The sequence below is a fragment of the Nocardiopsis yanglingensis genome (assembly GCF_045809185.1).
Lineage (GTDB): Bacteria > Pseudomonadota > Gammaproteobacteria > Xanthomonadales > Xanthomonadaceae > Stenotrophomonas > Stenotrophomonas yanglingensis.
In genome coordinates this window covers 168,080-189,223 of sequence record NZ_JBJNRH010000001.1, presented here as the reverse complement: position 1 = coordinate 189,223, position 21,144 = coordinate 168,080, and the positions used below count along the sequence as shown (strand labels likewise).

Genomic DNA, 21,144 nt, shown 5'->3' with positions numbered 1-21,144 from the left:
GGAGTTCCCATGTTGTCGACTTCCATGCGCATCGCTCCGGCGGTGCTGTTGCTGCCGGTCATGCTGGCATTGGCCGCCTGCAGCCAGGCCCAGACCCCACCGGGCAAGACGGCCCCGGCAGCAACTGCTCCGGTTGCTGCGACCAAGGGCGACCGTCCTGCCGTGCTGAAGGGCATCGAAAAGCACGGTTTCGAGGTCGTTGCCGAGTTCGATGCGCCGGGCGGCCTGCGTGGCTTTGCCGGCGTGGTGGGTGGCCAGCAACCGGCCGCGGCCTACGTCACCGCCGATGGCAAGCACGTACTGGTGGGCAGCCTGTTTGACGCCGAGGGCAATGACGTCGCAGCCGAAGCCGTGGAGAAACTGGTCGCCGCGCCGATGTCGGCCAAGATGTGGACCAAGCTGGAAGCCAGTGCCTGGGTGCGTGACGGCAAGGCCGATGCACCGCGCGTGGTCTATACCTTCAGCGATGCCAACTGCCCCTACTGTCACAAGTTCTGGGAAGCAGCACGGCCGTGGGTCGATGCCGGCAAGGTGCAGCTGCGTCACATCATGGTCGGCGTCATCCGCGAGGACAGCCCGGCCAAGGCAGCGGCCATCCTCGCTGCACGTGACCCGAGCGCGGCGCTGCTGCAGAACGAACACGATTTTGATCGCGGTGGCATCAAGGCGCTGCCGAACATCAGCCGCGAGATCGCTGGCAAGCTCGACGCCAACCAGGTGTTGATGATCGAGATGGGCTTCCAGGGCACGCCGGGTATCCTGTTCCAGGACGCGCAGGGCCAGGTGCAGCGTCGCGCCGGCCTGCCGCAGGGCGCTGACCTGCAGACGGTGCTGGGCCCGCGCTGAGTCGCGCCTCTCATCGTGAATGACCCACGGGCCCGCATGGCAGCATGCGGGCCTGTTGCTTTCCGTGATCAGGATCGATGTGCGGCCTGCGCATCATCTGTTCGTCGTCACGTCTGAATAGTGACTGACATCAAGCCTCGCGCCTTGATTCCAATCAAGGCCAAAAACGACAGGAGAGCTAGCCTGTGACGCATGGAATACAGCGTCAATGCGCGATGGATGCCGCGCTCGCCAGGCTCTGATCGGGGCCGGTCGGCTCAGCCATTCACGACACTCTCACCCTGTGCTTGTTACCCAGACCGCTGCGGTCGCCACCTCTCTGGCAGTGCGGCCTTGATGGCGTCGACATTGGTACAGGCAGGGCAGTGTCACGGTCCTGTTGCCTGTCATGCGCAGGCTGTCCGGTGTCGTCGACGCAGTATCCGCATTTCCAGCAACGGCGGCGCGAGGCCGGGGTGGCACATGCGTGCGTCCCGCCAGCGCGAATCAAGTGTTCGTCCAGGGAGGATGCAATGCGCGTGGCGGTACTGAGTCTGGCCTGCTTGACCGCACTGGCGATCACGCCGGCGTATGCACAGACGGACGACAAGGAGGACGCGCAGGCATTGCGTCGTGAGATCGCAGCCATGCGGCAGGCGCTGGAGGGCATGCAGCTGCGGCTGGACCGTCTCGAACAGCGCGATGGAACCGTTGGGCCTGCCACCGCGCAGGCGCCCGCGTCCGTGGTCGCGCCCGCCAGCTCTGCCCATCTGCTGCATCCCACCCAGGTGCCGGGCGTGGCACAACCCGTACTGCCGCAGCGCGAGTCGGTGGCCGATCCATCTACTGCTGCATCGCGTCCCGACAGTGCAGCTGGTCCGACCGATCCTGACCTGAAGGGCTTCTTCGCCATTCCCGGTACCGACACCGTGATCCGCATCGGCGGTTACGCCAAGCTGGATGCCATCGCAGATTCGCGTGCAGCGGGGGATGAGGATCAGTTCATTCCTTCGTCGATGCCGGTGGGCGGTCGTCATCGCGATGTTTCCAACTTCAACATCCATGCCAAGCAGACCCGCTTCAGCTTCGAGGCGCGACGTCCGACCACGCACGGCAACCTGCGCTTCTACCTGGAGAATGACTTCTTCGGCAGCAGTGACGGCTACGAATTCCGCCTGCGCCATGCCTATGGCCAGCTGGGCAATACCTACGCCGGTTACGGCTACTCCAGCTTCATGGATCCGGACAGCCTGCCTGACACATTGGACTTCGCAGGGCCCGGTGGTGCCGGCTACCTGTTGGTGGCGGGCATTCACCACAGCTTCGCGATGGGCAAGGGCAACACCCTGACCATCGCCGCCGAAGATCCAAAGACCGAACTGGCTGGTGCCAGCGATGAGCGGGCTGCGGTGAATCGGCTGCCTGATGTGACGGTGACGGCGCGTATGGAGCGCGACTGGGGTCACCTGCAGCTTGGCGCGGTGGCACGCAGCCTGGCCTATGACGGCGATGGAGAGCGCGACCGGCGCATGGCCGGCGGCCTGCAGCTGAGTGGCTCGGCATCGGTGGGCGAGCGTGACCTGCTGCTGTTCGGTGCGCTGGGTGGTCGCGGTCTCAGCCGCTACACCGCCGACCTGACCGGCTCCGGACTGGACGCGGTGGTCGGTGCCGATGGTCGCCTCGATGCACTGGATCTGCACGGCGGCTTCGTCGGCTACACGCATTACTGGTCCGGGCTGTGGCGTTCGAACCTGATCTTCGGCCAGCTGACCCTGGAGCGGAACGCCGCACTGGCGGCCGAGGCCTTCCGGCAGAGCCGCTACGGCGTGTTCAACCTGATCTGGAGCCCGGCGCCCTCGTGGACGATGGGCATGGAGCTGCTGTACGGCCGCCTGGAACAGCAGGGCGGCGCGCGCGGCGACACGGTCCGGGTGCAGGGCAGCCTGCAATACAACTTCATCAAATAGGCGCCAGCGGTCGTACGCCAGCGTAACCCGTCCCCACGCCCGGCTGCACCGGGCTCATGCCAGTACAGGAGATTGTCATGGCAGAAGCAAAGAAAATCGGGGTGGTCGGAGCCACCTTCCTCGTCGCCGGCAACATGATGGGCTCAGGCGTGTTCCTGCTGCCATCCAGCCTGGCCAAGATCGGTACCGCCTCGATCTGGGGCTGGCTGATCACCACCGCGGGCGCGCTGCTGCTGGCCTTCGTGTTCGCCAAGCTGGGCAAGCTGGCCCCCAAGGCGGGTGGCCCCTATGCCTATGCACGTGACTGGTTCGGGCCCTACATGGGCTTCCAGACCAATACCATCTACTGGTTCGCCAACTGGATCGGCAACGTCGCCATCCCGATCGCGGCGGTGGGCTACTTCAGCTACTTCTTCCCGATCCTGTCCGAGCCGCTGGTGCGCTGCATCGCGGTGCTGGTGCTGGTGTGGGCGCTGAGCTTCGCCAACATGATCGGGCCGGCCTTCGTCAGCCGCGTGCAGACGGTCACCACCAGCTTCGCGCTGGTGCCGATCCTGGGCATCGCGATCTTCGGCTGGTTCTTCTTCGATGCCGACATCTTCAAGGGCGCCTACAACGTGTCCGGTGAATCCAACTTCGGCGCGATCTCCAGTGCCGCGGCACTGACCCTATGGGCCTTCATCGGCGTCGAATCCGCTTCGGTCACTGCCGGCGTGGTGGAGAATCCGGAAAAGAACGTGGCCCGCGCCACCCTGGCCGGTGTGTTCCTGGCCGCCATCGCCTACATCGCCAGCTCCTCGGTGATCATGGGCATGGTGCCCAATGGCGAGCTGCAGACCTCCGATGCGCCGTTCGCGCTGGCCGCGGCCAAGGCGGTGGGCGGTTGGGGCGGTGCGCTGGTCAGCCTGTGCGCCTTCATCGGCGCAGCCGGTTCGCTGGGCGGCTGGATCCTGCTGACCGCGCAGAGTGCCAAGGCGGCCTCCGATGACGGCCTGTTCCCGAGCATCTTCAGCAAGACCAACAAGGATGACGTGCCGGTCAAGGGCGTGCTGATCGTAGCGGTGCTGATGACCCTGGCGGTGCTGGTCACCTCTACCTCGGAAACCGCGTCGGCACAGTTCGACGTCATCACGTCGGCGGCGGTGGTGCTGACCCTGCTGCCCTACATCTATTCGTGCGTGGCCTGCTACTTCGTGGTCGAGCGTTCGCACACCCTGGTTCACACCGGTGCGTTCTGGACGCTCACCAGCCTGACCGTCGTGTACTGCCTGTGGGCGATCTACGGCTCGTCGGGAACCATCGTGCAGTACGCCTTCCTGTTCGTGCTGTTCATCACCGTGTTCTATCCCTTCTTCAGCGAGGAGCGCCGCCAGCAGCGGCAGCGCGCCCGCGAGGCCTCGGCGATCAGCGCCGGCGCCCAGCGTTCCTGAGTTCGACAAGGAGAATCAACGTGTACTTCAAGTCCCTGGACTATCCGGTCATTGTCATCGACAACGACTACGAGTCGCCGCGCATCGGCGGCATCCTGATCCGCGCCCTGGTGGAAGAGCTGCGCAGCAACGACCAGCGCGTGCTGTGCGGCCTGAACCTGGATGATGCCCGTGCTGGTGCCCGCACCTACGTGGCGGCCTCGGCAGTGCTGATCTCGATTGATGGCAGTGAAGAGGTGGATGGCGAGTTCCAGCGCCTGACTGCCTTCCTGCGCGAGCAGAGTGCTCGCCGCGCCAATCTGCCGGTGTTCCTGTACGGCGAGCGCCGCACCATCGAAAAGGTGCCGAGCAAGCTGCTCAAGTACATCCACGGCTTCATCTTCCTGTTTGAAGACACCAAGAGCTTCATCTCGCGGCAGGTGATGCGCGCGGCCGAAGACTACATGAAGAACCTGCTGCCGCCGTTCTTCAAGGCGCTGATCCATCATGCGGCCGAGTCGAACTACTCCTGGCACACGCCGGGCCATGCCGGCGGCGTGGCGTTCACCAAGTCGCCGGTCGGTCGTGCATTCCATCAGTTCTACGGCGAGAACACCCTGCGCAGCGATCTGTCGATCTCGGTGCCGGAGCTGGGCTCGCTGCTTGACCACACCGGCCCGATCAAGGATGCCGAGAACGAGGCCGCACGCAACTTCGGTGCCGACCATACGTTCTTTGTCACCAATGGCACCTCCACCGCCAACAAGATCGTCTGGCATGGCACGGTGGCGCGCGGTGACGTGGTGTTCGTCGATCGCAACTGCCACAAGTCGCTGCTGCACGCGCTGATCATGACCGGTGCAGTGCCGGTGTACTTCACCCCCAGCCGCAACGCGCACGGCATCATCGGCCCGATCAGCCTGGACCAGTTCACGCCGGAGTCGCTGCAGCAGCGCATCGCTGCCAACCCGCTGGCCAGCCAGGCCTACAAGGCCGGCTCAAAGCCGCGCATCGCGGTGGTCACCAACTCGACCTACGACGGCCTGTGCTACAACGCCGAGAAGATCGCCGACGAGATCGGCAGCGCGGTCGACTTCCTGCACTTCGACGAAGCCTGGTACGCCTACGCCGCGTTCCACCCGTTCTACGAGAACCACTACGGCATGGCCAAGGGCAAGCCGCGTGAGCAGGATGCGATCATCTTCACCACGCATTCCACCCACAAGCTGTTGGCGGCGTTCTCGCAGGCGTCGATGATCCACGTGCGCAATTCGGCGCAGCGCAACCTGGATGCCGAACGCTTCAACGAGTCGTTCATGATGCACACCTCGACCAGCCCGCATTACGGGGTGATCGCGGCCTGTGACGTGGCCTCGAAGATGATGGAAGGCGATGCGGGCCGTTCGCTGGTGCAGGAAATGCACGACGAGGCCATCGCCTTCCGCCGCGCGATGCTGCATGTCCGCGATGATCTCGGCCGCGATGACTGGTGGTTCAGCGTGTGGCAGCCGACCCAGGTCGAGCGCAGCCTGGACAAGGGCGATACGCCGGCGCCGCTGGTGGCCAAGCGCGAGGAGTGGTATCTGCAGCCGGATGCGCACTGGCATGGCTTCGAGAACCTGGTCGACGACTATGTGCTGATCGACCCGATCAAGGTGACCCTGCTGACGCCGGGCCTGGCGATGGACGGCAGCATGGGCAAGCTGGGCATCCCGGCGGCAGTGCTGAGCAAGTTCCTGTGGGGCCGCGGCATCACCGTGGAGAAGACCAACCTGTACTCGGTGCTGTTCCTGTTCTCGATGGGCATCACCAAGGGCAAGTGGAGCACGCTGGTCACCGAACTGATGGCCTTCAAGGAACTCTACGACCGCAACGCGCCGCTGAGCCAGGCACTGCCGACGCTGGCCGCCGACTATCCGAATGCCTACGCCGGCTGGGGCCTGCGTGACCTGTGCGACGCGCTGCATGCGTTCAACCAGGAATTCGCCGTGGCCAAGGTGATGCGCGAAATGTACGTGGATCTGCCGACGCCGGTGATGACCCCGGCCGATGCCTACAACCACCTGGTCAAGGGCGAGATCGAACGGGTCGACATCGAGCAGATCAGTGGCCGCATTGCGGCGACCATGCTGGTGCCGTACCCGCCCGGCATCCCGACCATCATGCCGGGCGAGCGCTTCGGCGACAGCGACGAGCCGATCATCCAGTCGCTGCGCATCGCCCGCGAGCAGAACGCCCGTTTCCCGGGCTTCGAATCGGACGTGCATGGGCTCATCATCGAGCAGGAGGGGGATGCGGTGTCATACAAGGTGGAGGTGCTGAAGGCCTGACCCGCAATGGTCGGCCCTTCGGCGAACGATGGATACCGCGCGCGAGCAACGCATCCTGAAGTTCTCGATCGGGGTCACCCTGGCGGTGAGCGCGGTCGGCTTCATCGGTGGCCTGCTGGTGGGATCGCAGGCCATCCTGTTCGACGGCGTGTACAGCCTGGTCGACGTCGCCCTGACCCTGGTGTCGTTGTCGGTGCTGCGGCTGGTGGCGCGGGAGCAGAGCCCGCGCTTCCAGTATGGCTACTGGCACCTGGAGCCGATGGTCGAGGCACTGGGCGGTGTGATCCTGTCGCTGGCCTGCGTGTATGCGCTGGCCAACGCGGTAATTGGTTTGACGACGGGCGGGCACGAAGTGAAGTTCGGGCCCGCGCTGTGGTGGGCGGCACTGCTGAGTGCCAGCAACCTGGCGATGGCGGCATTCGTCGCGCAGCGTGCGCGGCACCTGCGCTCTGCTCTGTTGTGGCTGGACGTGCGCGGCTGGCTGCTGGGCGGATTGATGAGCCTGGCGGTGGTGCTGGCCTTCGTGCTGGCGCTGATCCTGCACGGCGGTGAGTGGCACCACTGGGTGCCGTACCTGGATTCAATCGTGCTGGCGTTGATCAGCCTGGCGGTCTTGCCGGTGCCGGCGCGCAGCGCGTGGAAGGCCATGCGGGAAGTGCTGCAGGTGGCACCGGATGATCTGGACCGGCGCGTGCAGCAGGTGATGCAGGCGTTCGTGACCGAGCGCGGCTATGCCGGTTTCACCAGCCACGTGGCGAAGATGGGGCGGATGCGCTTCATCGAGATCCACGTGTTGGCTGACCCGACCACGCCGATGGGGTCGGTGGGCGAAGTCGATGCGATGCGCGATGAGATCGCGGTGCGGCTGGACGCGCGCGCCAGCACATTCTGGTTGACCATCGATTTCACCGCAGACCCGGCGTGGACGTGACCTTGAATCTGTAGAGCCGAGCCCATGCTCGGCTGCTCCACGCGAACGGTAGCCGAGCATGGGCTCGGCTCTACAAGCGGGCGTGATCGTTACGCGTGGCAGACCACTCTGTTGCGCCAGTTCCATTTGACCTCAACCGAAGTTGAGGTCGCAGACTGCCTCGTATCCCCCACGAGGCATGCGGCATGAACCTGCTGACCACCCCGGACCTCAGCCATGGCCTGCTGGAACTTTTCAATCCTCCCGGTCTCTACGACCCTTCCGGCAACGGGTACTCACACGTGGCCGTGGTGCGGTTGCCGGCGCGGGTGATCCATATCGCCGGGCAGGGCGGAGAGGATGCCGATGGCCATCTCTCCCCCGGTTTCGAGGAACAGGTCGGGCAGGCACTGGACAACCTGCAGATTGCATTGCGTTCGGCGCAGGCCAGCCTGGCCGATGTCGCACGGTTGCGTATCCTGGTGGTCGACCACGACGAGGACCGGCTGGGCATCATCGCCCATCAGGTGCGGCGGCGCTGGCCGAACCGCGCGGCGCCGACCTGCACCCTGATTCCCGTGCCGCGGCTGGCGCTGGACGGCATGCTGTTCGAGATCGAGGCGGAGGCCTATGCCGCCTAGCGCAGGTAGTACTCCACCGGTACCACCAGCTCCTGCGGTGCCTTCATTTCCACGGGAATGGGCGGCAGCGGCTGTGCACGACGGAAGGTCTGCAGCGCTGCGTCATTCAGCATCGGCTGGCCACTGGACTGCTCCAGCCGCAGGGCCAGCAGGCGGCCCTCGCGGTCGATGCTGGCCCTGACCCAGGCGGTGCCCTGCTGCCGGCGCGAGCGCGCGGCGGCAGGGTAGTAGCGATAGCGCTCCAGCCGCGCCATCAGGCGGGCTTCCCACTGGTCGCTGGCGGCGCCGGCCTGGAAGTCTGCCGGTGGCGCGTCCGGAGCGGGCGGCGCGGCCGTGATCGATGCCGGTGCGGGACTTGCATCGGTCGCGGCCGCAGGCGGGGCGACCGGCAGCGGCTTTCGACCCGTCCCGCTCGTTTCGCTGGCGGCCAACTCGCCCTCGCGCGCGGCGGTGGGTTTCGGTGGCGGGGGCGACTTTGTCGGCTGCGACGCACGCGCCTGCTGCGCCTGGCTGGGGGTATCGGCCTGGCGCTCCTCGACCGGCTGCGGCGGCGTGGCCGGTGCCAGCAGGCGCAGGCTGATGCGCACGTCCTGTTCCGGTGGCGGCAGCATGGGTGGCGTCGCGACCCAATGCACCAGCAGCAGCAAGGGCAGCAGATGAAGGCCGATGGTGATCGCGATGGCCTGCCAGTGTTGGCCGCGCTCACTCATCGCCCGGCACCCACAGCAGATCGGCATCCGCCGCATCGACGGTTTCACCCGGCGAGGCCAATGCGATCACCAGCGCAGGCGTACCCGGTGACAGGTACCCCGGCACCCCGGTGCCGCGCAGTACATGCCAGCGACCCGCGACCAGCAGCGCCGGCGCGGGCGCATCAAACAGCACCTGCGCCATGCGCGTGTCGCGGGCCTGCTGCACGGCCAGCATCCCTTCCAGCAACGGTGCCGCGTCTGTGTGCTGGGCCAGCACCACCGCCGACAGGCGCTGGCGGGCAGCGGCCACCGGGAAACGCACCGCCTCGCTGGAGGCGAGCAGCGCGTTGACCTCGGCACGCGACAGGTTGCCGCCGAACAGCGGCGTGCCTGCATCGGCAGCATCCCGTACCAGCCCGCCATACGCGGCCCACGGCCAGCGCGTATCCCAGTCCAGCAGTTCCTGCAGGCGTGCACCTTCGGCCTGGTTGCCCTTGGCCAGCCAGCGCTGCACCCGCTGCAGGCGTGGCTGGCGCTCACTGGCGATCATTTCCAGCACCAGTGAACCCTGCGGGCGCTGCCGCTGCAGGGCCTGCAGCAGCCAGCGCTGGGCGGCGTGGTCTCCGGCGAGGTCATGGCGTTCACCCAGCAGCAGCCGCTGGGCATCCGCCGCACGCGTCACGAATGCGGCTTCGTCCAGGCGCTGGCCGGTATCCAAGTCGATCACCGTGCCAGGCATCGGCTGCGCGCTGGCCGCTCCCGCCAGGGCCAGCAGGCACAGCTGCAGCCAGCGACGGCTAGAACGCCACATTGACGCCCATCGAGACGGTACGGCCACGGCCGTTGCCGCGGTCCAGGATCGGGCTGAAGATGCTGTCGATCGAGGCATTGTTGTCATAGGCCTTGTTCTGCAGGTTTTCGATGTTCAGCCACAGGGTTGTATTGGCCTGCGGCTTGAAGCTGGCGTAGAAGTCCAGCAGCACGCCGGTGCCGCCGGTCTTGCGGGTCTGGAAGAAGTCGTAGCCTTCCTCGGTCGGGCCGGAGTACTCGGCGCGCAGGCCGGCCTGCACGCGCTGCTGCCACCAGCGGCCGCCCACGTCCAGCGTCCAGTAGCGGTCGGGCAGGGCGGTGATGTCTTCCAGGTTGACGAACTCGATGGCCGGCGCACTGGTGCGCGAGCGGGTCCAGCTCAGTGTGGCGTGGTAGTGCTCGCTGGCGTAGTGCGCCTCCAGCTCGATGCCATGCATGCGCACCACGCCGGGGTGATTCATCCAGCGCGTGGTGGCACTGAAATCGTCGGCATCCAGCACATCGGTCCAGGCATTGAGCTGCGGGTCGCTGTCGATCGGTACCACGAACGGCTCTACTTCCGGCGGGTGCACGATCAGCAGGTACTGCGGCTTGATGTAGTCGCGGATGCGGTTGTCGAAACGGGTGATGCGCAGCTGTGCCAGGTCACCGTCAACCAGCAGCGAATCGGTGCTGAGGTTGGCGCCGAACTGCAGGTTGCGCGAGCGTTCGCGACGCAGGAACGGATTGGCGCCGATGCCGTCGGCGACGCTGGCGTCCTCCAGCGGGATCTTCTCGAAGAACATCTCCTGCACGCGCGGCGGCCGCGACGTGCGCGAGACCTCGGCGAACAGCTGCAGCCAGTCGGTGGCCTGCAGTGAAACCGCCAGGCTCGGGCTGAGTGCGCGTTCGGTGCGGCGCACGTCGATGTCGCCGCCATTGATCTGCGCGCACTGGCCGGGCACATCCGAGCACACCGGGATGTGGCCACGGATGCCGAAGCGGTCCTGGCGCAGTCCTGCGGTGAGGGCGTAGATGTCGTACTGCAGCTCCAGCGTGCTGAACACGCTGTCCAGCTGGCTGCGGCCCTGCGGGTTGGCACCGCGCAGGGTGGGCGTATCGGCCACATAGATGTCCGATTGGTGCTTGATGCCGGTGTTCCAGCGCGCCTGCAGTGCACCGATGTCGAAGCGGCTGGTGTTGTCCACGGTCCAGCTGCTCAGGCTGCTGTGGGTGCGGCGACCGATGTAGCTGGAGTCCTCCACCGGCGGGTAGAACAGCCGGGTCTTGTTGCTGGCGAAGGTCGCACGCAGGTCGATCCACGGCGAGTAGGGCGTGTAGTGGTAACTGACGCGCTGGTTGCGCGCGGAAATCTGCCACGGGTAGTTGTGGTAGAAGTCGTTTTCGTAACGCATGTGGCTCAGGTCCAGCCGATGCTGGTCGCTGGGCTGCAGGCGCGCTTTCAACAGCCAGCTGCTGGGCTGCTGGCTGCCGGGGTCGGCACTGTTCTTCTGCCCGCGTGCCGTCGCGTATTCGCTGCTGCGGCTGCTGCTGGCGGCGGCCAGCAGGCCGAACTGGCGGTCGCCACCCTCTTCGCTGTGGCGCCAGGCACCGGCGAAGGTACGGCCGCTGCCGTAGCCGTTGTTGCCGTGGCGATAGCCAGCTCGCAGGCCCCAGTCGCGCCCCTCACCGAGCAGGTCGTCGATATCCAGCGTACGGAAGTTGGCACTGCCGGCCAGCGTACCGGCGCCATCGCCGCCGGCAACCGCACCGCGCTGCACGTCCACGCCTGCCAGCAGGAAGGGGTCGACATAGGCGAACGGGCCGCCCGAGCCATGCCCGGCATTGTTGCGGAAGGTCTGGGTGACACCATCGATCATGGTGTTGACCCGGCCGGCACCGGTCATGCCGCGGATGTTGACCTGCAGGCCCGGCTGGCTGCGCGAATGGAAGCTGTGGGTGCCGGGCATCGAGCGCAGCAGGCTGTTGCCTTCCTGGCGTTCGGCCATCGCCACGCGCTCGCTGCCGACCGAGGGCGCAAAGCCATCGCGGGTGGCCGGTACGTATTGGCTGGCACCGGCACCCGGTGCCTGGCCGTGCGCGGTAGTGCCCTGCACCCGCAGCGGGCCGGTGCGGCGGCTGCCATCGGCGCGTTCGGCCGGCGCCGGTTCCAGGGCGGCACGACGCGCATCCACGAAGCGCGGGCGCAGGCCGCTGCCCGCCAGCAGGCGCGTCAGGGCCTGCGCATCGTCGAAGTCACCGCGCAGAGCAGGCGCCGAATGACCGGCAGGCAGCGCCGCGCCGATCACCAGATCGACACCGGTCAGCCGGCTGTAGGCGTCCAGGGCGGCGGCCAGTGGCTGGGCGGGCAGATCGTAGCTTCGAGTGGCGGCCTGCGCGTGGGCGCTGTTTGGCAGCAGTGGAACGGTGCTGGCGCAGGCCAGCGACAGGGCGAGGACAAGGGGGCGGGGGCACAGCATCGGGGGCTCCAGGGGCTGACGCAGAGCGTCGTCATCCTGGGTAGACGCAGTGGTGCGCCCAATGTCAGGGTGCATCGCGCTGCTCCTCGCGCGGCGGCAACCACACCTGCATGCCCGCGCCGATACGCAGCACACGCACATGCAGCTGCGCGGCGAGCTGGTCGCGGTTGCTGGCGGCACCATCTGCATTGCCCAGCAGGGTGACCGGCCATTGGCGAAGCCGTGCACCGACGATCCAGGTATGTCCGCCATGCCAACGGTCCAGCCCCTGGGTGACGTCGGCCAGCGGGGCCGAAACCCAGTGCAGGCGCCGTTCGCGCCACGCCAGGGTGCCGCCGTCTGCGGGATGTGCTGCAGCAGTCGCTTGTCCGTTGAAGCGTATCTGCTGCCCCTCGCTGGCCTGCACGCTGGCGGTACCGCTCTCTACGCGGACGCTGTGCTCGGTGACCGTGACCACGCTGTTGTCGCCCTGTACGGCCAGATCAAACGCGGTTCCCAGCGCAGTGACCGTGCCCTGTGGGGTGTGTACCTGGAATGGCCGGCCGGCATCCGCGGCGACCTTGAACCAGGCTTGCCCCCGCTGCAGCTGCAACTGGCGGCGCTGTGCATCGACGCGCACATGTACTTCGCTGCCTGGTGACAGCAGGACATGCGAACCATCGGGCAGGGCTTCGTCACGGATCTCACCGGCGGCAGTGCGCAGTACCTGCGCGGCGGGTGGCGAAGCGGTGCGGCTGTACAGGCCTAGTGCGCACAGCAGCAGTACCGCAATGCCGGCCTCGCCCAGGCGCCGTCGCTGCCGCCGTTGCTGTTGCCGTTGCAGGCTGGGCAAGGTTGCACCGGCCTGCCACAGCTGCTGCAGATGCTGGTATTGCGCAACATGGCGCGGATCGGCCTGGCACCACTGGTCGAACGCGTTCTCGTCGCGGGTGCCATCGTGTCCATCCAGCCACCAGCGGGCGGCTTCGCGTGCGATCGCGTCCTGGCTCATGCACCCGGCACCTGCTGCAGGGCGACCAGGGCGCGCAGCAGATGGCCGTGCGCGGTCTGTCGGCTGATGCCCAGCTGGCGGCCGATCTCGGCCAAGGCCATCTGTTCCACACGCGCCAGCAGGAACACCTGGCGCGAGCGCGGTGGCAGCGCGGCGATGATCGCATCGAGATGGCGCAGCTGTTCGGCGTCGAGCAGGCGCTGCTCCGGCAGCGGTGCAGGATCGACGAGAGCGTGCAGCTGCGCCTCATCCAGCGCTTCCTCACGACGGCGCTGACGTTGCCGGAAGTGATCGGCGATCAGGTTGTGGGCAACGCGGTACAGATACGCGCGGCCATTGCTCAGCAGGCCGCTGGTGGCGACTTTGACGACACGCAGCCAGGTTTCCTGGACGACGTCATCGGCGTCGCTGCGTTGCGGGAGTTTGCGGCGGACATGGGCGTGCAGCGGCCGGTAATGGGCCGCACACAGCTGCGCGACATCCGTCGGTTCGACAGGCGTGGACACGGGGCGGGCGACAACTGGGAAAGGGAACAGCCCGCGGCGGCAAGGGCAGCGGCTGCACCTTACAGCAAAAGAGAATCATTTGCATCAACGAGGCGGGCGGCGAACGCTGCACAACCAGCCGCGGGGATCACCGTGGTGGGTAATCGCAGTGGATCTGCAGCGCTTCGGTGGGGTTGTGATGCAGCTCGAAGCCGCAGTCCTGCAGGCTGCGCTTCGCTCGTGCGACCAGCTCGGCATACCGGGCGACGCGGCGGTGCTGCCAGCGCGGTGGGGTGAATACGCCCAGGGGCAGCAAGCGCAGCCGCTTGCCGTGGAGTACCAGTGAGACATCGACATGACGGCCATCGATGTCGTGGCCGTTGGCGCCGAAGATGGCGTCGATTTCATCGCGGCGCTGCGGGTAGCAGGTGCGGAACACGGCAATGCCGATCCGTCGCACCACGCGGCGGAAGCCACCGAGACGGCTGTGGCTGGGTTCGAAGCCACGAGTGAGCAGCAGGCGCAGCCCGGTAGGCAGCAGAGCCTGCGCGTCGAGCAGGCATTGCAGTACCTCTTCTTCCAGTTGGATGCGGGTGGAGGGCCAGCGCGGGGCGATGAGCAGTCCGTGGTGGCTGCCGCGTTGCAGGGTCAACATCGGTGAAGCTTCGCACGCGGCCGAACAGCCGGGGTAGTGCCGGCCGCTGGCCGGCAAACCTGTTCTCCCGTCGGGTACCGGCCAGCGGCCGGCACTACCGTGACGATCGTCAGGTGTCGCGGTACTGGATCTTCGAAGCCAGTACGCGCAGGCCATCGGCATTGCTGGACAGGATGCGCTCTTCGCCGATGCCTTTCTGCCGTTTCAACTGGAAGCCCTGATCGGCAGGCAGCTGTGCGGCAATGGCGTCCATGCGCTGCAGGGCATCGGGGCCGCTGCAGTCGAAGTGGCCCCAGTGGGCGCCATCACGGTGGATCTGCAGTCGGTAGTTCATTGCGGTGTCTCCGGCAGGTCCTGCAGCCAATGGTCGAACATCGCGGTGGCGGCTGCGGCCAGTGGCGCGCCATAGCGACGCGCCTGCGCGCGCAGGTCGTTGGGATCGATGCCGGCCTGGGCCAGCTCCAGCGTGTGGCCGATCAGCCAGCGCTCAAACTGGCGGGCGTCCAGTTCCGGATGGCATTGCAGGGCCAGTGCGTGGCTGCCGATGGCGAACGCCTGGTGACGGCAGGCCGGCGTACTGGCCAGGCGGCGTGCGCCGGCCGGAAGCTCGAAGGCTTCACCATGCCAGTGCAGTACCGGGATGCCCTGCAAGGCCTGCAGCGGCGAGCGCTGGCCTTCATCGGTCAGCAGCAGTGGCGCAAAGCCGATTTCCTTGCCGCCACTGGGAGCAACGCTGGCACCCAGTGCACGCGCCATCAGCTGTGCACCCAGGCAGATGCCCAGGGTCGGCCGCTGTTGTTGCAGCCGGCGCTGCAGCAGGGCGATGCTGTCGGTGACGAAGGGATAGGTCGCTGTGTCATTGACACTGATCGGGCCGCCCAGCACCACCAGCAGGTCGGCTGTTTCGGCGGAGTCCAGCGCGTCGATACCGGCCTGCAGCACCTGCAGCTGCCAGCCCTGGGCCAGCAGCAACGGTTGCAGGGTGCCGAGGTCTTCAAAGGCAACGTGTTGCAGCACAACCGCGTGCTTCATGCCGGGGCTCCGCTGTTCGGCCAGTAGAAGCTGTCCGGTGTGGCGCGGGCGCCGAAAATGGCCTGGCCGACGCGGACTACGGTTGCACCTTCCTCGATGGCCACTTCGAAATCACCGGACATGCCCATCGACAGCTGCGACAGGTCCAGGCCGGGCGGAGCGGTGCGTTGCAGCTGGTCGCGCAGTTCACGCAGGCGCACGAAGCAGGCGCGCACGCGTTCCACCTCCGGGGTGAAAACGGCCAAGGTCATCAGGCCGCGCACGCGCAGGCGATCGAATGCAGGAAGCTGCTGCACGAAGGCCTCGACCGCGTCGGGTTCCAGGCCGTACTTGCTCGGTTCGGCCGAGGTGTTGACCTGCACGAATACATCCAGCGTGCGGTCTTCCAGCTGCAGGCGCTGCTGCAGGGCCTCGGCCACGCGCAGGCTGTCCAGTGCCTGGAACTCGCTGGCAAAGCGCGCCACGTAGCGCGCCTTGTTGGTCTGCAGATGGCCGATCACCGACCAGTGCACGCCCAGGTCGGCCATTGTTTCGGCCTTGCGCTGCGCCTCCTGCACCTTGTTCTCGCCCAGTTCGTGGCAGCCTGCGGCCACCGCCATGCGGATGCGGGCGTCATCGACGGTCTTGCTGACCGGCAGCAGGCGCACGCTGGCCGGGTCCCGGCCGACCCGCGCGCAGGCATCGGCGATGCGTTGGCGCACCGTGACCAGGTTGGCGGCGATCTGTTCAATGGACTGGGCAACGGGCCAGTCGGCAGCGGCAAGGGGCATGTGGGCACCTCCAATGCAGGGTGGCCAGGGTGGGATACACTGGCACAGGACAAGAGATATTTTGGCATAGGACAAAATGAAAATCACCGGGCATAGCGCCGAGTCGATCTTCGACAGCATCCGCGATGGCATCGGCAAGGGCCGTCTGCCGGCCGGCAGCGTGCTGCCGCCAGTGCGTGAGCTGGCCGAGCAGCTGGGCGTGAACCGCAATACGGTGGCCGCTGCGTACAAGCGATTGGATGCGGCGGGCCTGGCCAGCACGGCGGGCCGTCGTGGCACGGTGGTGCGCGGATTGCCGCCGACGCTGGCGCGCGAGGGCAGTATGCCCGGGCTGGCGCTGCAGGACCTGGCCGGTGGCAACCCGGACCCGCGCCTGCTGCCGAACCTGCGCCTGGCCCCGGCGGCGCCACGGCTGTATGGCGTGGGCACGGTCGACCCGAGGTTGCAGGCGCTGGCACGCGCCTCGCTGGATGCGGACTGCCCCGAGGGGTACGCCCTGGAGCTGACTCATGGCGCGGTCGATGGCATCGAACGCCTGCTGGCGGCGTGGCTGCTGCCGGGGGATCGCATCGCGGTCGAGGATCCGTGCTTCCTCGGCAGCCTCAACGTGCTCAATGCGGTGGGCCACGCGCCGTTGCCGGTGGCGGTGGACGCGCATGGCATGCAGGTCGATTCGCTGCGTGCGGCACTGGAGGCCGGCGCACGCGCGGTGCTGCTGACGCCGCGCGCACACAACCCGACCGGGGCCAGCCTGGATGCGAAGCGGGCGCGGGCGTTGCGGCAGCTGTTGGCGGCCTACCCGCAGGTGGCGGTGCTGATCGACGATCACTACGCGCTGCTTTCGCAGCAGGCCTATCACTCGGCGCTGCCGCTGGATGGTCGTCGCTGGGCCGTGCTGCGTTCGTTGTCCAAGCCACTCGGTCCCGACCTGCGGCTGGCCTGGCTGGCCTGCGATGAGGAGACCGCATCGCGGTTGCGGTTGCGGTTGGCGTCAGGCACCGGCTGGGTCAGCCATCTGCTGCAGGATGCGGCGACTTCGGTGCTGGCGTCGGCGACGCAGCGGGCGAAGATCGCCTCGGCGGGGGAGCGCTATCAGCAGCGGCTGCGGTCGCTGCAGGAACTGCTGCGTGCGCGGGGCGTGCCGACACCGCAGCCGATGGAAGGATTGAACCTGTGGCTGCCGTTGCCAACCGACAGCCATCCACAGGTGCTGGCACTGGCTTCGCGTGGATGGCATGTGCGCGCAGGCGAAGTGTTCGCGGTGGCGGCGCCGGGGCATGGCCTGCGCATCACCTGCGCGGCACTGGGGGGAGTGCAGCTGCGGCAGCTGGCCGATGATCTGGCGGCGGTGTGCGGTCTGTAGCGTCGCGCCATGCTCGACTTTGCTTCGCTTTTGTAGAGCCGAGCCATGCTCGGCTGCTGTTGTGTAGAAGCAGTCGAGCATGGCTCGACACTACACAAGCAGATCAGGGTGCGGCGTTGGCGCCGGGGCGCACGTAGTAAGACTGGCCGCTGTCATCGACGAACATCAACTCCGGCTTGCCCTGCCAGGAGGTGAGCATGGCGCCGGTGTTGTTCTGGTGCTTGACCATCAGGCTGGCGCCGCGGTCCGGGTTGGCGACGACCTTGAATACTTCGGTGGTGCCGGTGGCATCGTCCAGGGTCAGCAGGGCTTCGCCGCCGCGGTCGCTGGTGCCGTAGCCGCCGCGTTCAGAGCCGTCGGGGCCGAGCAGGATCAGACCGGACAAGGCGGTGGCGCGCGGCCCCTGGGCACGGCCCTGGCTGAGCGGATCGGGAACCGGTGCGCCGAGGATCACCCGCGGCTGGCCGCTTGCATCGTGGATGACCAGCCCGCGTGCTTCGATGATGCGCTGTGGTGATTGGCTGCGATGCAGGTTCCAGGCGGTCCAGCCGGAAACAAGCAGGGCGAGGGTCGAGACCACCAGCGTGGTCAGCAGCAGTGCGCGGGGCATGGCGTCGTCCTTCCTTGGATGTGCCGACGATAGCGGATGCGGACCGGCAATGGCCAGTTCGTTGTGTGACGTTGTGTATCGTCAATGGAAATCGCGGCTGTGGCTGCGCAGTCCCTGCAGCAGTTCATCCAGGCAGTGCATGCGCTGCACGATGACATGCTGCACGCCATCAACGCGTTCCAGGCGGCCGTCGATCTGCATCAGCTGGGTGTCGACCAGTACGCGGTGCTGGCGGTCGGCCAGGTGCCGCCAGACCACGGCGTTGACCATGCCGGTCTCGTCTTCAAGGGTGAGGAAGGTGACGCCGCTGGCGGTCTGTGGGCGCTGGCGCATGCGCACCAGGCCGGCGATACGCACGCGCCGGCCATAGCCGTGGCCCGCCAGCTGTGCGGCATCCAGGCAGCCGCGGCTGCGCAGCTGTGCGCGCAGGAACGAGATCGGATGGCGGCCCAGCGTGGTGCCGGTGCTGCGGTAATCGGCCTGCATGTCTTCCCAGGCACTGGGCAGGGGCAGCGGCACGCGGGCTTCGGCGGTGGCGCGGGCCTGGTCGAACAGCGGCAGCCGGTTTTCCACGCCGGAGATATCCCAGCGTGCACGATGGCGATGGCCACTGAGCCCACGCAGTGCCCCGGCATCGGCCAGCAGGCCCTGCTGGCGGCGGTCCAGGGCGGTGCGCTGGCACAGGTCACCCACATCGTCGAACGGGCGCCGGGCACGTTCGCGCATGATGGCCTGCACGGCGGGTTCGTTGCAGCCATCGACCAGGCGCAGGCCGAGCCGGATCGCCGCCGCGCCCTTGCTGAAATCCAGGGCGCAATCCCAGTCGCTGTGGCGCACGTCCACCGGCAACACGCCGATGCCATGCCGGCGCGCATCCTGCAGCAGCTGGTCGGGGCTGTAGAAGCCCAGCGGCTGGCTGTTGATCAGGCTGGCGGTGAACGCGGCGGGATGATGGCACTTCAGCCAGCAGCTGGCATAGGTCAGCAGGGCGAAGCTGGCGGCGTGGCTTTCCGGGAAACCGTAATCGCCGAAGCCCTTGATCTGCTCGAACAGGTGCTCGCCGTATTCGCGGCTGAAGCCATTCTTCAGCATGCCGGACAGCAGCTTTTCGCGATGAGGTTCCAGCCCACCACGACGTTTCCATGCGGCCATCGAGCGGCGCAGGGCATCGGCTTCGCCCGGGGTGTAACCGGCCGCATCCACCGCCAGCTGCATCACCTGTTCCTGGAACAGCGGCACGCCCAGGGTGCGCGCGAACACGCGCTCCAGCTGCGGCGGGTACAGCGGCTCCTCCAGGTTGTCCAACGCCTCTGGACCCTGTTCGCGCAGCAGCCGGCGTCGCTCCAGGTAGGGGTGCACCATGTCGCCCTGGATCGGGCCGGGGCGCACGATCGCCACTTCGATCACCAGATCGTAGAAATTGCGCGGCTGCATGCGCGGCAGCATTGCCATCTGTGCGCGCGACTCGATCTGGAATACGCCAATGGTGTCGGCGGCGCTGATCATGTCGTAGGTGGGGGTGTCTCCGTCGGGGATCGTATCCATGCGTCCTTCGTGTAGGCCATGTTGCTGCAGCATTGCCAGGCACTTGCGGATGGCGGTGAGCATGCCCAGTGCCAGGCAGTCGACCTTCATCAGGCCGGTGGCATCCAGATCGTCCTTGTCCCATTGGATGACGGTGCGATCGGCCATCGCCGCGTTTTCCACCGGTACCAGGGTCGACAGCGGGTGCTCGGAAATCACGAAACCGCCTGGGTGCTGCGACAGGTGGCGTGGGAAGTCGATCAACTCGGCGGTCAGTGACAGCAGCCGGCGCATCAGCGGAGTTTCCGGATCGAAACCCCGCTCGCGCAGGGTCTCGGGCAGCGGCACGTGGCCGCCCCAGTGGTCCATCGCCGCGCCCAGCTCGTTGACCTGGTCCATCGGCAGGCCGAGCGCGCGGGCGACGTCGCGGATCGCGCTGCGGCCACGGTAGCTGATCGCCACTGCCGTCAATGCGGCACGTTCACGCCCATAGCGCTTGAACACGTACTGCAGCACTTCCTCGCGGCGCTCGTGCTCGAAGTCGATGTCGATATCCGGTGGTTCATCGCGTTCGGCGGAGATGAAACGCTCGAACAACAGGTTGCTGCGCGCCGGGTCGATCTCGGTCACGCCCAGCACGAAGCACACCGCCGAGTTGGCCGCCGAGCCGCGGCCCTGGCAGAGGATGTCCTGGCTGCGGGCGAAGCGCACGATGTCATGCACGGTAAGGAAGTACGAGGCGTAGTTCTTCTCCCGGATCAATGCTAGTTCGTGCTCGATCTGTTTGCGCTGTGCCGGTTCGATGCCGCCTTTCCAGCGCCACGGGATGCCGCGCTCGACCAGCACGCGCAGCCAGCTGTCCGGGTCGTGGCCTTCCGGTACCAGTTCACGTGGATAGGTGTACTGCAGCTGCTCCAGGGTGAAGTGGCAGCGCTCGGCGATGCGCAGGGTCTCGGCCAGCAGGGCGGGCGGATACAGCTGGGCCAGCGCAGTGCGCGGGCGCAGGTGGCGCTCGCCGTTGGGGAACAGGCGCCAGCCGGCCTCGGCCACGCTGCAACGGTGGCGGATCGCGGTCAGGGTGTCCTGCAGGGCGCGGCGGCGGCGCACGTGCATGTGCACATCACCACTGGCGACCAGCGGCAGGCGGTGGCGTTCGCCGAAGGCCTGCAGCTGTTGCAGGCGACGCGCGTCGTCATGCTCATGGTGCAGCTCCACCGCCAGCCACAGCCGATCATCGAAGCCGGTGCGCAGCAGTTCCAGATCGGTGGCAGCCGGTTGCCGGTCCAGCCACAGGCACAGCAGACCGTCGGGCAGGCCGAGCAGGTCCTCGCGCAGGCAGCGGTACTCGCCCTTGGCGGCCCGTCGCCGGCAGGTGGTTATCAACTGGCATAAGCCGGCGTAGGCGGCCTGGTCGGTGCACAGCAGGGCCAGCTTCGGCCCGTCCTCGACCTGGAATTCGGCGCCGACGATCAGTGCCACGCCATGCGTCTTCGCCGCCTGCCAGGCGCGCACGATGCCGGCCAGCGAGCATTCGTCGGTGATCGCCAACGCGCGGTAGCCCTGGCCGGCGGCGCGCGCGAACAGTTCCTCGGCGATCGAAGCACCGCGCTGGAAACTGAAGGCCGACAGGCAGTGCAGTTCGGCGTAGCCGGGCAGTTCGCTGTGCATGGC

General features: G+C 67.1%; 18 protein-coding genes. 7 read left to right on the top strand and 11 right to left on the bottom strand.

What is annotated here, in order from left to right; all coding sequences use genetic code 11:
- Nucleotides 1-9 precede the first annotated feature (9 nt).
- From dsbG to ACJ7C5_RS00805, 6 genes are all read left to right on the top strand, one after another.
- Complete coding sequence (gene dsbG, locus ACJ7C5_RS00830) at nt 10-846, top strand: thiol:disulfide interchange protein DsbG (RefSeq protein ID WP_088026333.1); 837 nt, start codon at nt 10-12, stop codon at nt 844-846.
- Nucleotides 847-1,358: 512 nt separating this feature from the next.
- Entirely contained in the window at nt 1,359-2,792 is a 1,434-nt protein-coding gene (locus ACJ7C5_RS00825; protein ID WP_094000864.1) for a DcaP family trimeric outer membrane transporter, read from the top strand.
- A 77-nt stretch (nt 2,793-2,869) separates the two neighbouring features.
- Entirely contained in the window at nt 2,870-4,222 is a 1,353-nt protein-coding gene (adiC, locus tag ACJ7C5_RS00820) for an arginine/agmatine antiporter (RefSeq protein ID WP_006461445.1), read from the top strand.
- A 20-nt stretch (nt 4,223-4,242) separates the two neighbouring features.
- Nucleotides 4,243-6,531 carry an Orn/Lys/Arg family decarboxylase gene (locus tag ACJ7C5_RS00815; protein ID WP_006373744.1) on the top strand — a complete coding sequence of 763 codons (2,289 nt, stop codon included), beginning with the start codon at nt 4,243-4,245 and terminating at the stop codon, nt 6,529-6,531.
- 28 nt (nt 6,532-6,559) lie between these two features.
- Complete coding sequence (locus ACJ7C5_RS00810; protein ID WP_412702803.1) at nt 6,560-7,462, top strand: cation diffusion facilitator family transporter; 903 nt, start codon at nt 6,560-6,562, stop codon at nt 7,460-7,462.
- Between the two features lie 185 nt (nt 7,463-7,647).
- Nucleotides 7,648-8,082, top strand: a complete 435-nt coding sequence (locus tag ACJ7C5_RS00805; RefSeq protein WP_049461600.1) for a RidA family protein — start codon at nt 7,648-7,650, stop codon at nt 8,080-8,082.
- Here the strand turns inward: ACJ7C5_RS00805 and ACJ7C5_RS00800 are convergent.
- The 9 genes from ACJ7C5_RS00800 to ACJ7C5_RS00760 form a co-directional block, all read right to left on the bottom strand.
- Nucleotides 8,079-8,792, bottom strand: coding sequence for an energy transducer TonB family protein (locus ACJ7C5_RS00800; protein ID WP_412702802.1), 714 nt, complete (start codon nt 8,790-8,792; stop codon nt 8,079-8,081). The two genes, ACJ7C5_RS00805 and ACJ7C5_RS00800, sit on opposite strands and share 4 nt — an antisense overlap.
- Nucleotides 8,785-9,585: a ChaN family lipoprotein gene (locus ACJ7C5_RS00795; RefSeq protein WP_412702801.1), complete on the bottom strand. Its 801-nt coding sequence runs from the start codon at nt 9,583-9,585 to the stop codon at nt 8,785-8,787. The genes ACJ7C5_RS00800 and ACJ7C5_RS00795 overlap by 8 nt, the downstream gene beginning before the upstream one ends.
- The gene (locus ACJ7C5_RS00790; RefSeq protein WP_412702800.1) at nt 9,572-12,043 is read right to left on the bottom strand and encodes a TonB-dependent receptor; all 2,472 of its coding nucleotides are present in this window, start codon (nt 12,041-12,043) and stop codon (nt 9,572-9,574) included. The genes ACJ7C5_RS00795 and ACJ7C5_RS00790 overlap by 14 nt, the downstream gene beginning before the upstream one ends.
- Nucleotides 12,044-12,107: 64 nt before the next feature.
- Nucleotides 12,108-13,034 carry a FecR family protein gene (locus ACJ7C5_RS00785; protein WP_088026326.1) on the bottom strand — a complete coding sequence of 309 codons (927 nt, stop codon included), beginning with the start codon at nt 13,032-13,034 and terminating at the stop codon, nt 12,108-12,110.
- Nucleotides 13,031-13,540 carry an RNA polymerase sigma factor gene (locus tag ACJ7C5_RS00780; RefSeq protein WP_049461595.1) on the bottom strand — a complete coding sequence of 170 codons (510 nt, stop codon included), beginning with the start codon at nt 13,538-13,540 and terminating at the stop codon, nt 13,031-13,033. Before ACJ7C5_RS00780 ends, ACJ7C5_RS00785 begins: the two co-directional genes overlap by 4 nt.
- Before the next feature lie 127 nt (nt 13,541-13,667).
- Complete coding sequence (locus tag ACJ7C5_RS00775; protein ID WP_049461594.1) at nt 13,668-14,174, bottom strand: hypothetical protein; 507 nt, start codon at nt 14,172-14,174, stop codon at nt 13,668-13,670.
- A 109-nt stretch (nt 14,175-14,283) separates the two neighbouring features.
- Nucleotides 14,284-14,508: a hypothetical protein gene (locus ACJ7C5_RS00770; protein ID WP_412702799.1), complete on the bottom strand. Its 225-nt coding sequence runs from the start codon at nt 14,506-14,508 to the stop codon at nt 14,284-14,286.
- Complete coding sequence (locus tag ACJ7C5_RS00765; protein WP_412702798.1) at nt 14,505-15,206, bottom strand: glutamine amidotransferase; 702 nt, start codon at nt 15,204-15,206, stop codon at nt 14,505-14,507. Before ACJ7C5_RS00765 ends, ACJ7C5_RS00770 begins: the two co-directional genes overlap by 4 nt.
- Nucleotides 15,203-15,976, bottom strand: a complete 774-nt coding sequence (locus ACJ7C5_RS00760; protein WP_412702797.1) for a YggS family pyridoxal phosphate-dependent enzyme — start codon at nt 15,974-15,976, stop codon at nt 15,203-15,205. The genes ACJ7C5_RS00765 and ACJ7C5_RS00760 overlap by 4 nt, the downstream gene beginning before the upstream one ends.
- 76 nt (nt 15,977-16,052) lie before the next feature.
- On the opposite strand from ACJ7C5_RS00760, the gene ptsJ reads away from it, so the two are divergent.
- Nucleotides 16,053-17,339: a MocR-like B6 salvage transcription factor PtsJ gene (gene ptsJ, locus ACJ7C5_RS00755; protein WP_412702796.1), complete on the top strand. Its 1,287-nt coding sequence runs from the start codon at nt 16,053-16,055 to the stop codon at nt 17,337-17,339.
- Between the two features lie 103 nt (nt 17,340-17,442).
- Here ptsJ and ACJ7C5_RS00750 read toward each other — a convergent pair whose 3' ends face one another.
- Both ACJ7C5_RS00750 and ACJ7C5_RS00745 read right to left on the bottom strand, forming a co-directional pair.
- On the bottom strand, nt 17,443-17,949 hold the full coding sequence (locus ACJ7C5_RS00750) for a hypothetical protein (protein WP_125430403.1): 507 nt from the start codon (nt 17,947-17,949) through the stop codon (nt 17,443-17,445).
- A gap of 81 nt (nt 17,950-18,030) precedes the next feature.
- Complete coding sequence (locus ACJ7C5_RS00745) at nt 18,031-21,141, bottom strand: error-prone DNA polymerase (RefSeq protein ID WP_412702795.1); 3,111 nt, start codon at nt 21,139-21,141, stop codon at nt 18,031-18,033.
- Nucleotides 21,142-21,144: the final 3 nt, after the last annotated feature.

Coding starts and splice junctions, on each gene's coding strand:
- dsbG (WP_088026333.1), top strand. CDS start 10: ATGTTGTCGACTTCCATGCGCATCGCTCCGGCGGTGCTGTTGCTGCCG.
- ACJ7C5_RS00825 (WP_094000864.1), top strand. CDS start 1,359: ATGCGCGTGGCGGTACTGAGTCTGGCCTGCTTGACCGCACTGGCGATC.
- adiC (WP_006461445.1), top strand. CDS start 2,870: ATGGCAGAAGCAAAGAAAATCGGGGTGGTCGGAGCCACCTTCCTCGTC.
- ACJ7C5_RS00810 (WP_412702803.1), top strand. CDS start 6,560: ATGGATACCGCGCGCGAGCAACGCATCCTGAAGTTCTCGATCGGGGTC.
- ACJ7C5_RS00805 (WP_049461600.1), top strand. CDS start 7,648: ATGAACCTGCTGACCACCCCGGACCTCAGCCATGGCCTGCTGGAACTT.
- ACJ7C5_RS00800 (WP_412702802.1), bottom strand. CDS start 8,792: ATGAGTGAGCGCGGCCAACACTGGCAGGCCATCGCGATCACCATCGGC.
- ACJ7C5_RS00795 (WP_412702801.1), bottom strand. CDS start 9,585: ATGTGGCGTTCTAGCCGTCGCTGGCTGCAGCTGTGCCTGCTGGCCCTG.
- ACJ7C5_RS00790 (WP_412702800.1), bottom strand. CDS start 12,043: ATGCTGTGCCCCCGCCCCCTTGTCCTCGCCCTGTCGCTGGCCTGCGCC.
- ACJ7C5_RS00785 (WP_088026326.1), bottom strand. CDS start 13,034: ATGAGCCAGGACGCGATCGCACGCGAAGCCGCCCGCTGGTGGCTGGAT.
- ACJ7C5_RS00775 (WP_049461594.1), bottom strand. CDS start 14,174: ATGTTGACCCTGCAACGCGGCAGCCACCACGGACTGCTCATCGCCCCG.
- ACJ7C5_RS00770 (WP_412702799.1), bottom strand. CDS start 14,508: ATGAACTACCGACTGCAGATCCACCGTGATGGCGCCCACTGGGGCCAC.
- ACJ7C5_RS00765 (WP_412702798.1), bottom strand. CDS start 15,206: ATGAAGCACGCGGTTGTGCTGCAACACGTTGCCTTTGAAGACCTCGGC.
- ACJ7C5_RS00760 (WP_412702797.1), bottom strand. CDS start 15,976: ATGCCCCTTGCCGCTGCCGACTGGCCCGTTGCCCAGTCCATTGAACAG.
- ptsJ (WP_412702796.1), top strand. CDS start 16,053: ATGAAAATCACCGGGCATAGCGCCGAGTCGATCTTCGACAGCATCCGC.
- ACJ7C5_RS00750 (WP_125430403.1), bottom strand. CDS start 17,949: ATGCCCCGCGCACTGCTGCTGACCACGCTGGTGGTCTCGACCCTCGCC.
- ACJ7C5_RS00745 (WP_412702795.1), bottom strand. CDS start 21,141: ATGCACAGCGAACTGCCCGGCTACGCCGAACTGCACTGCCTGTCGGCC.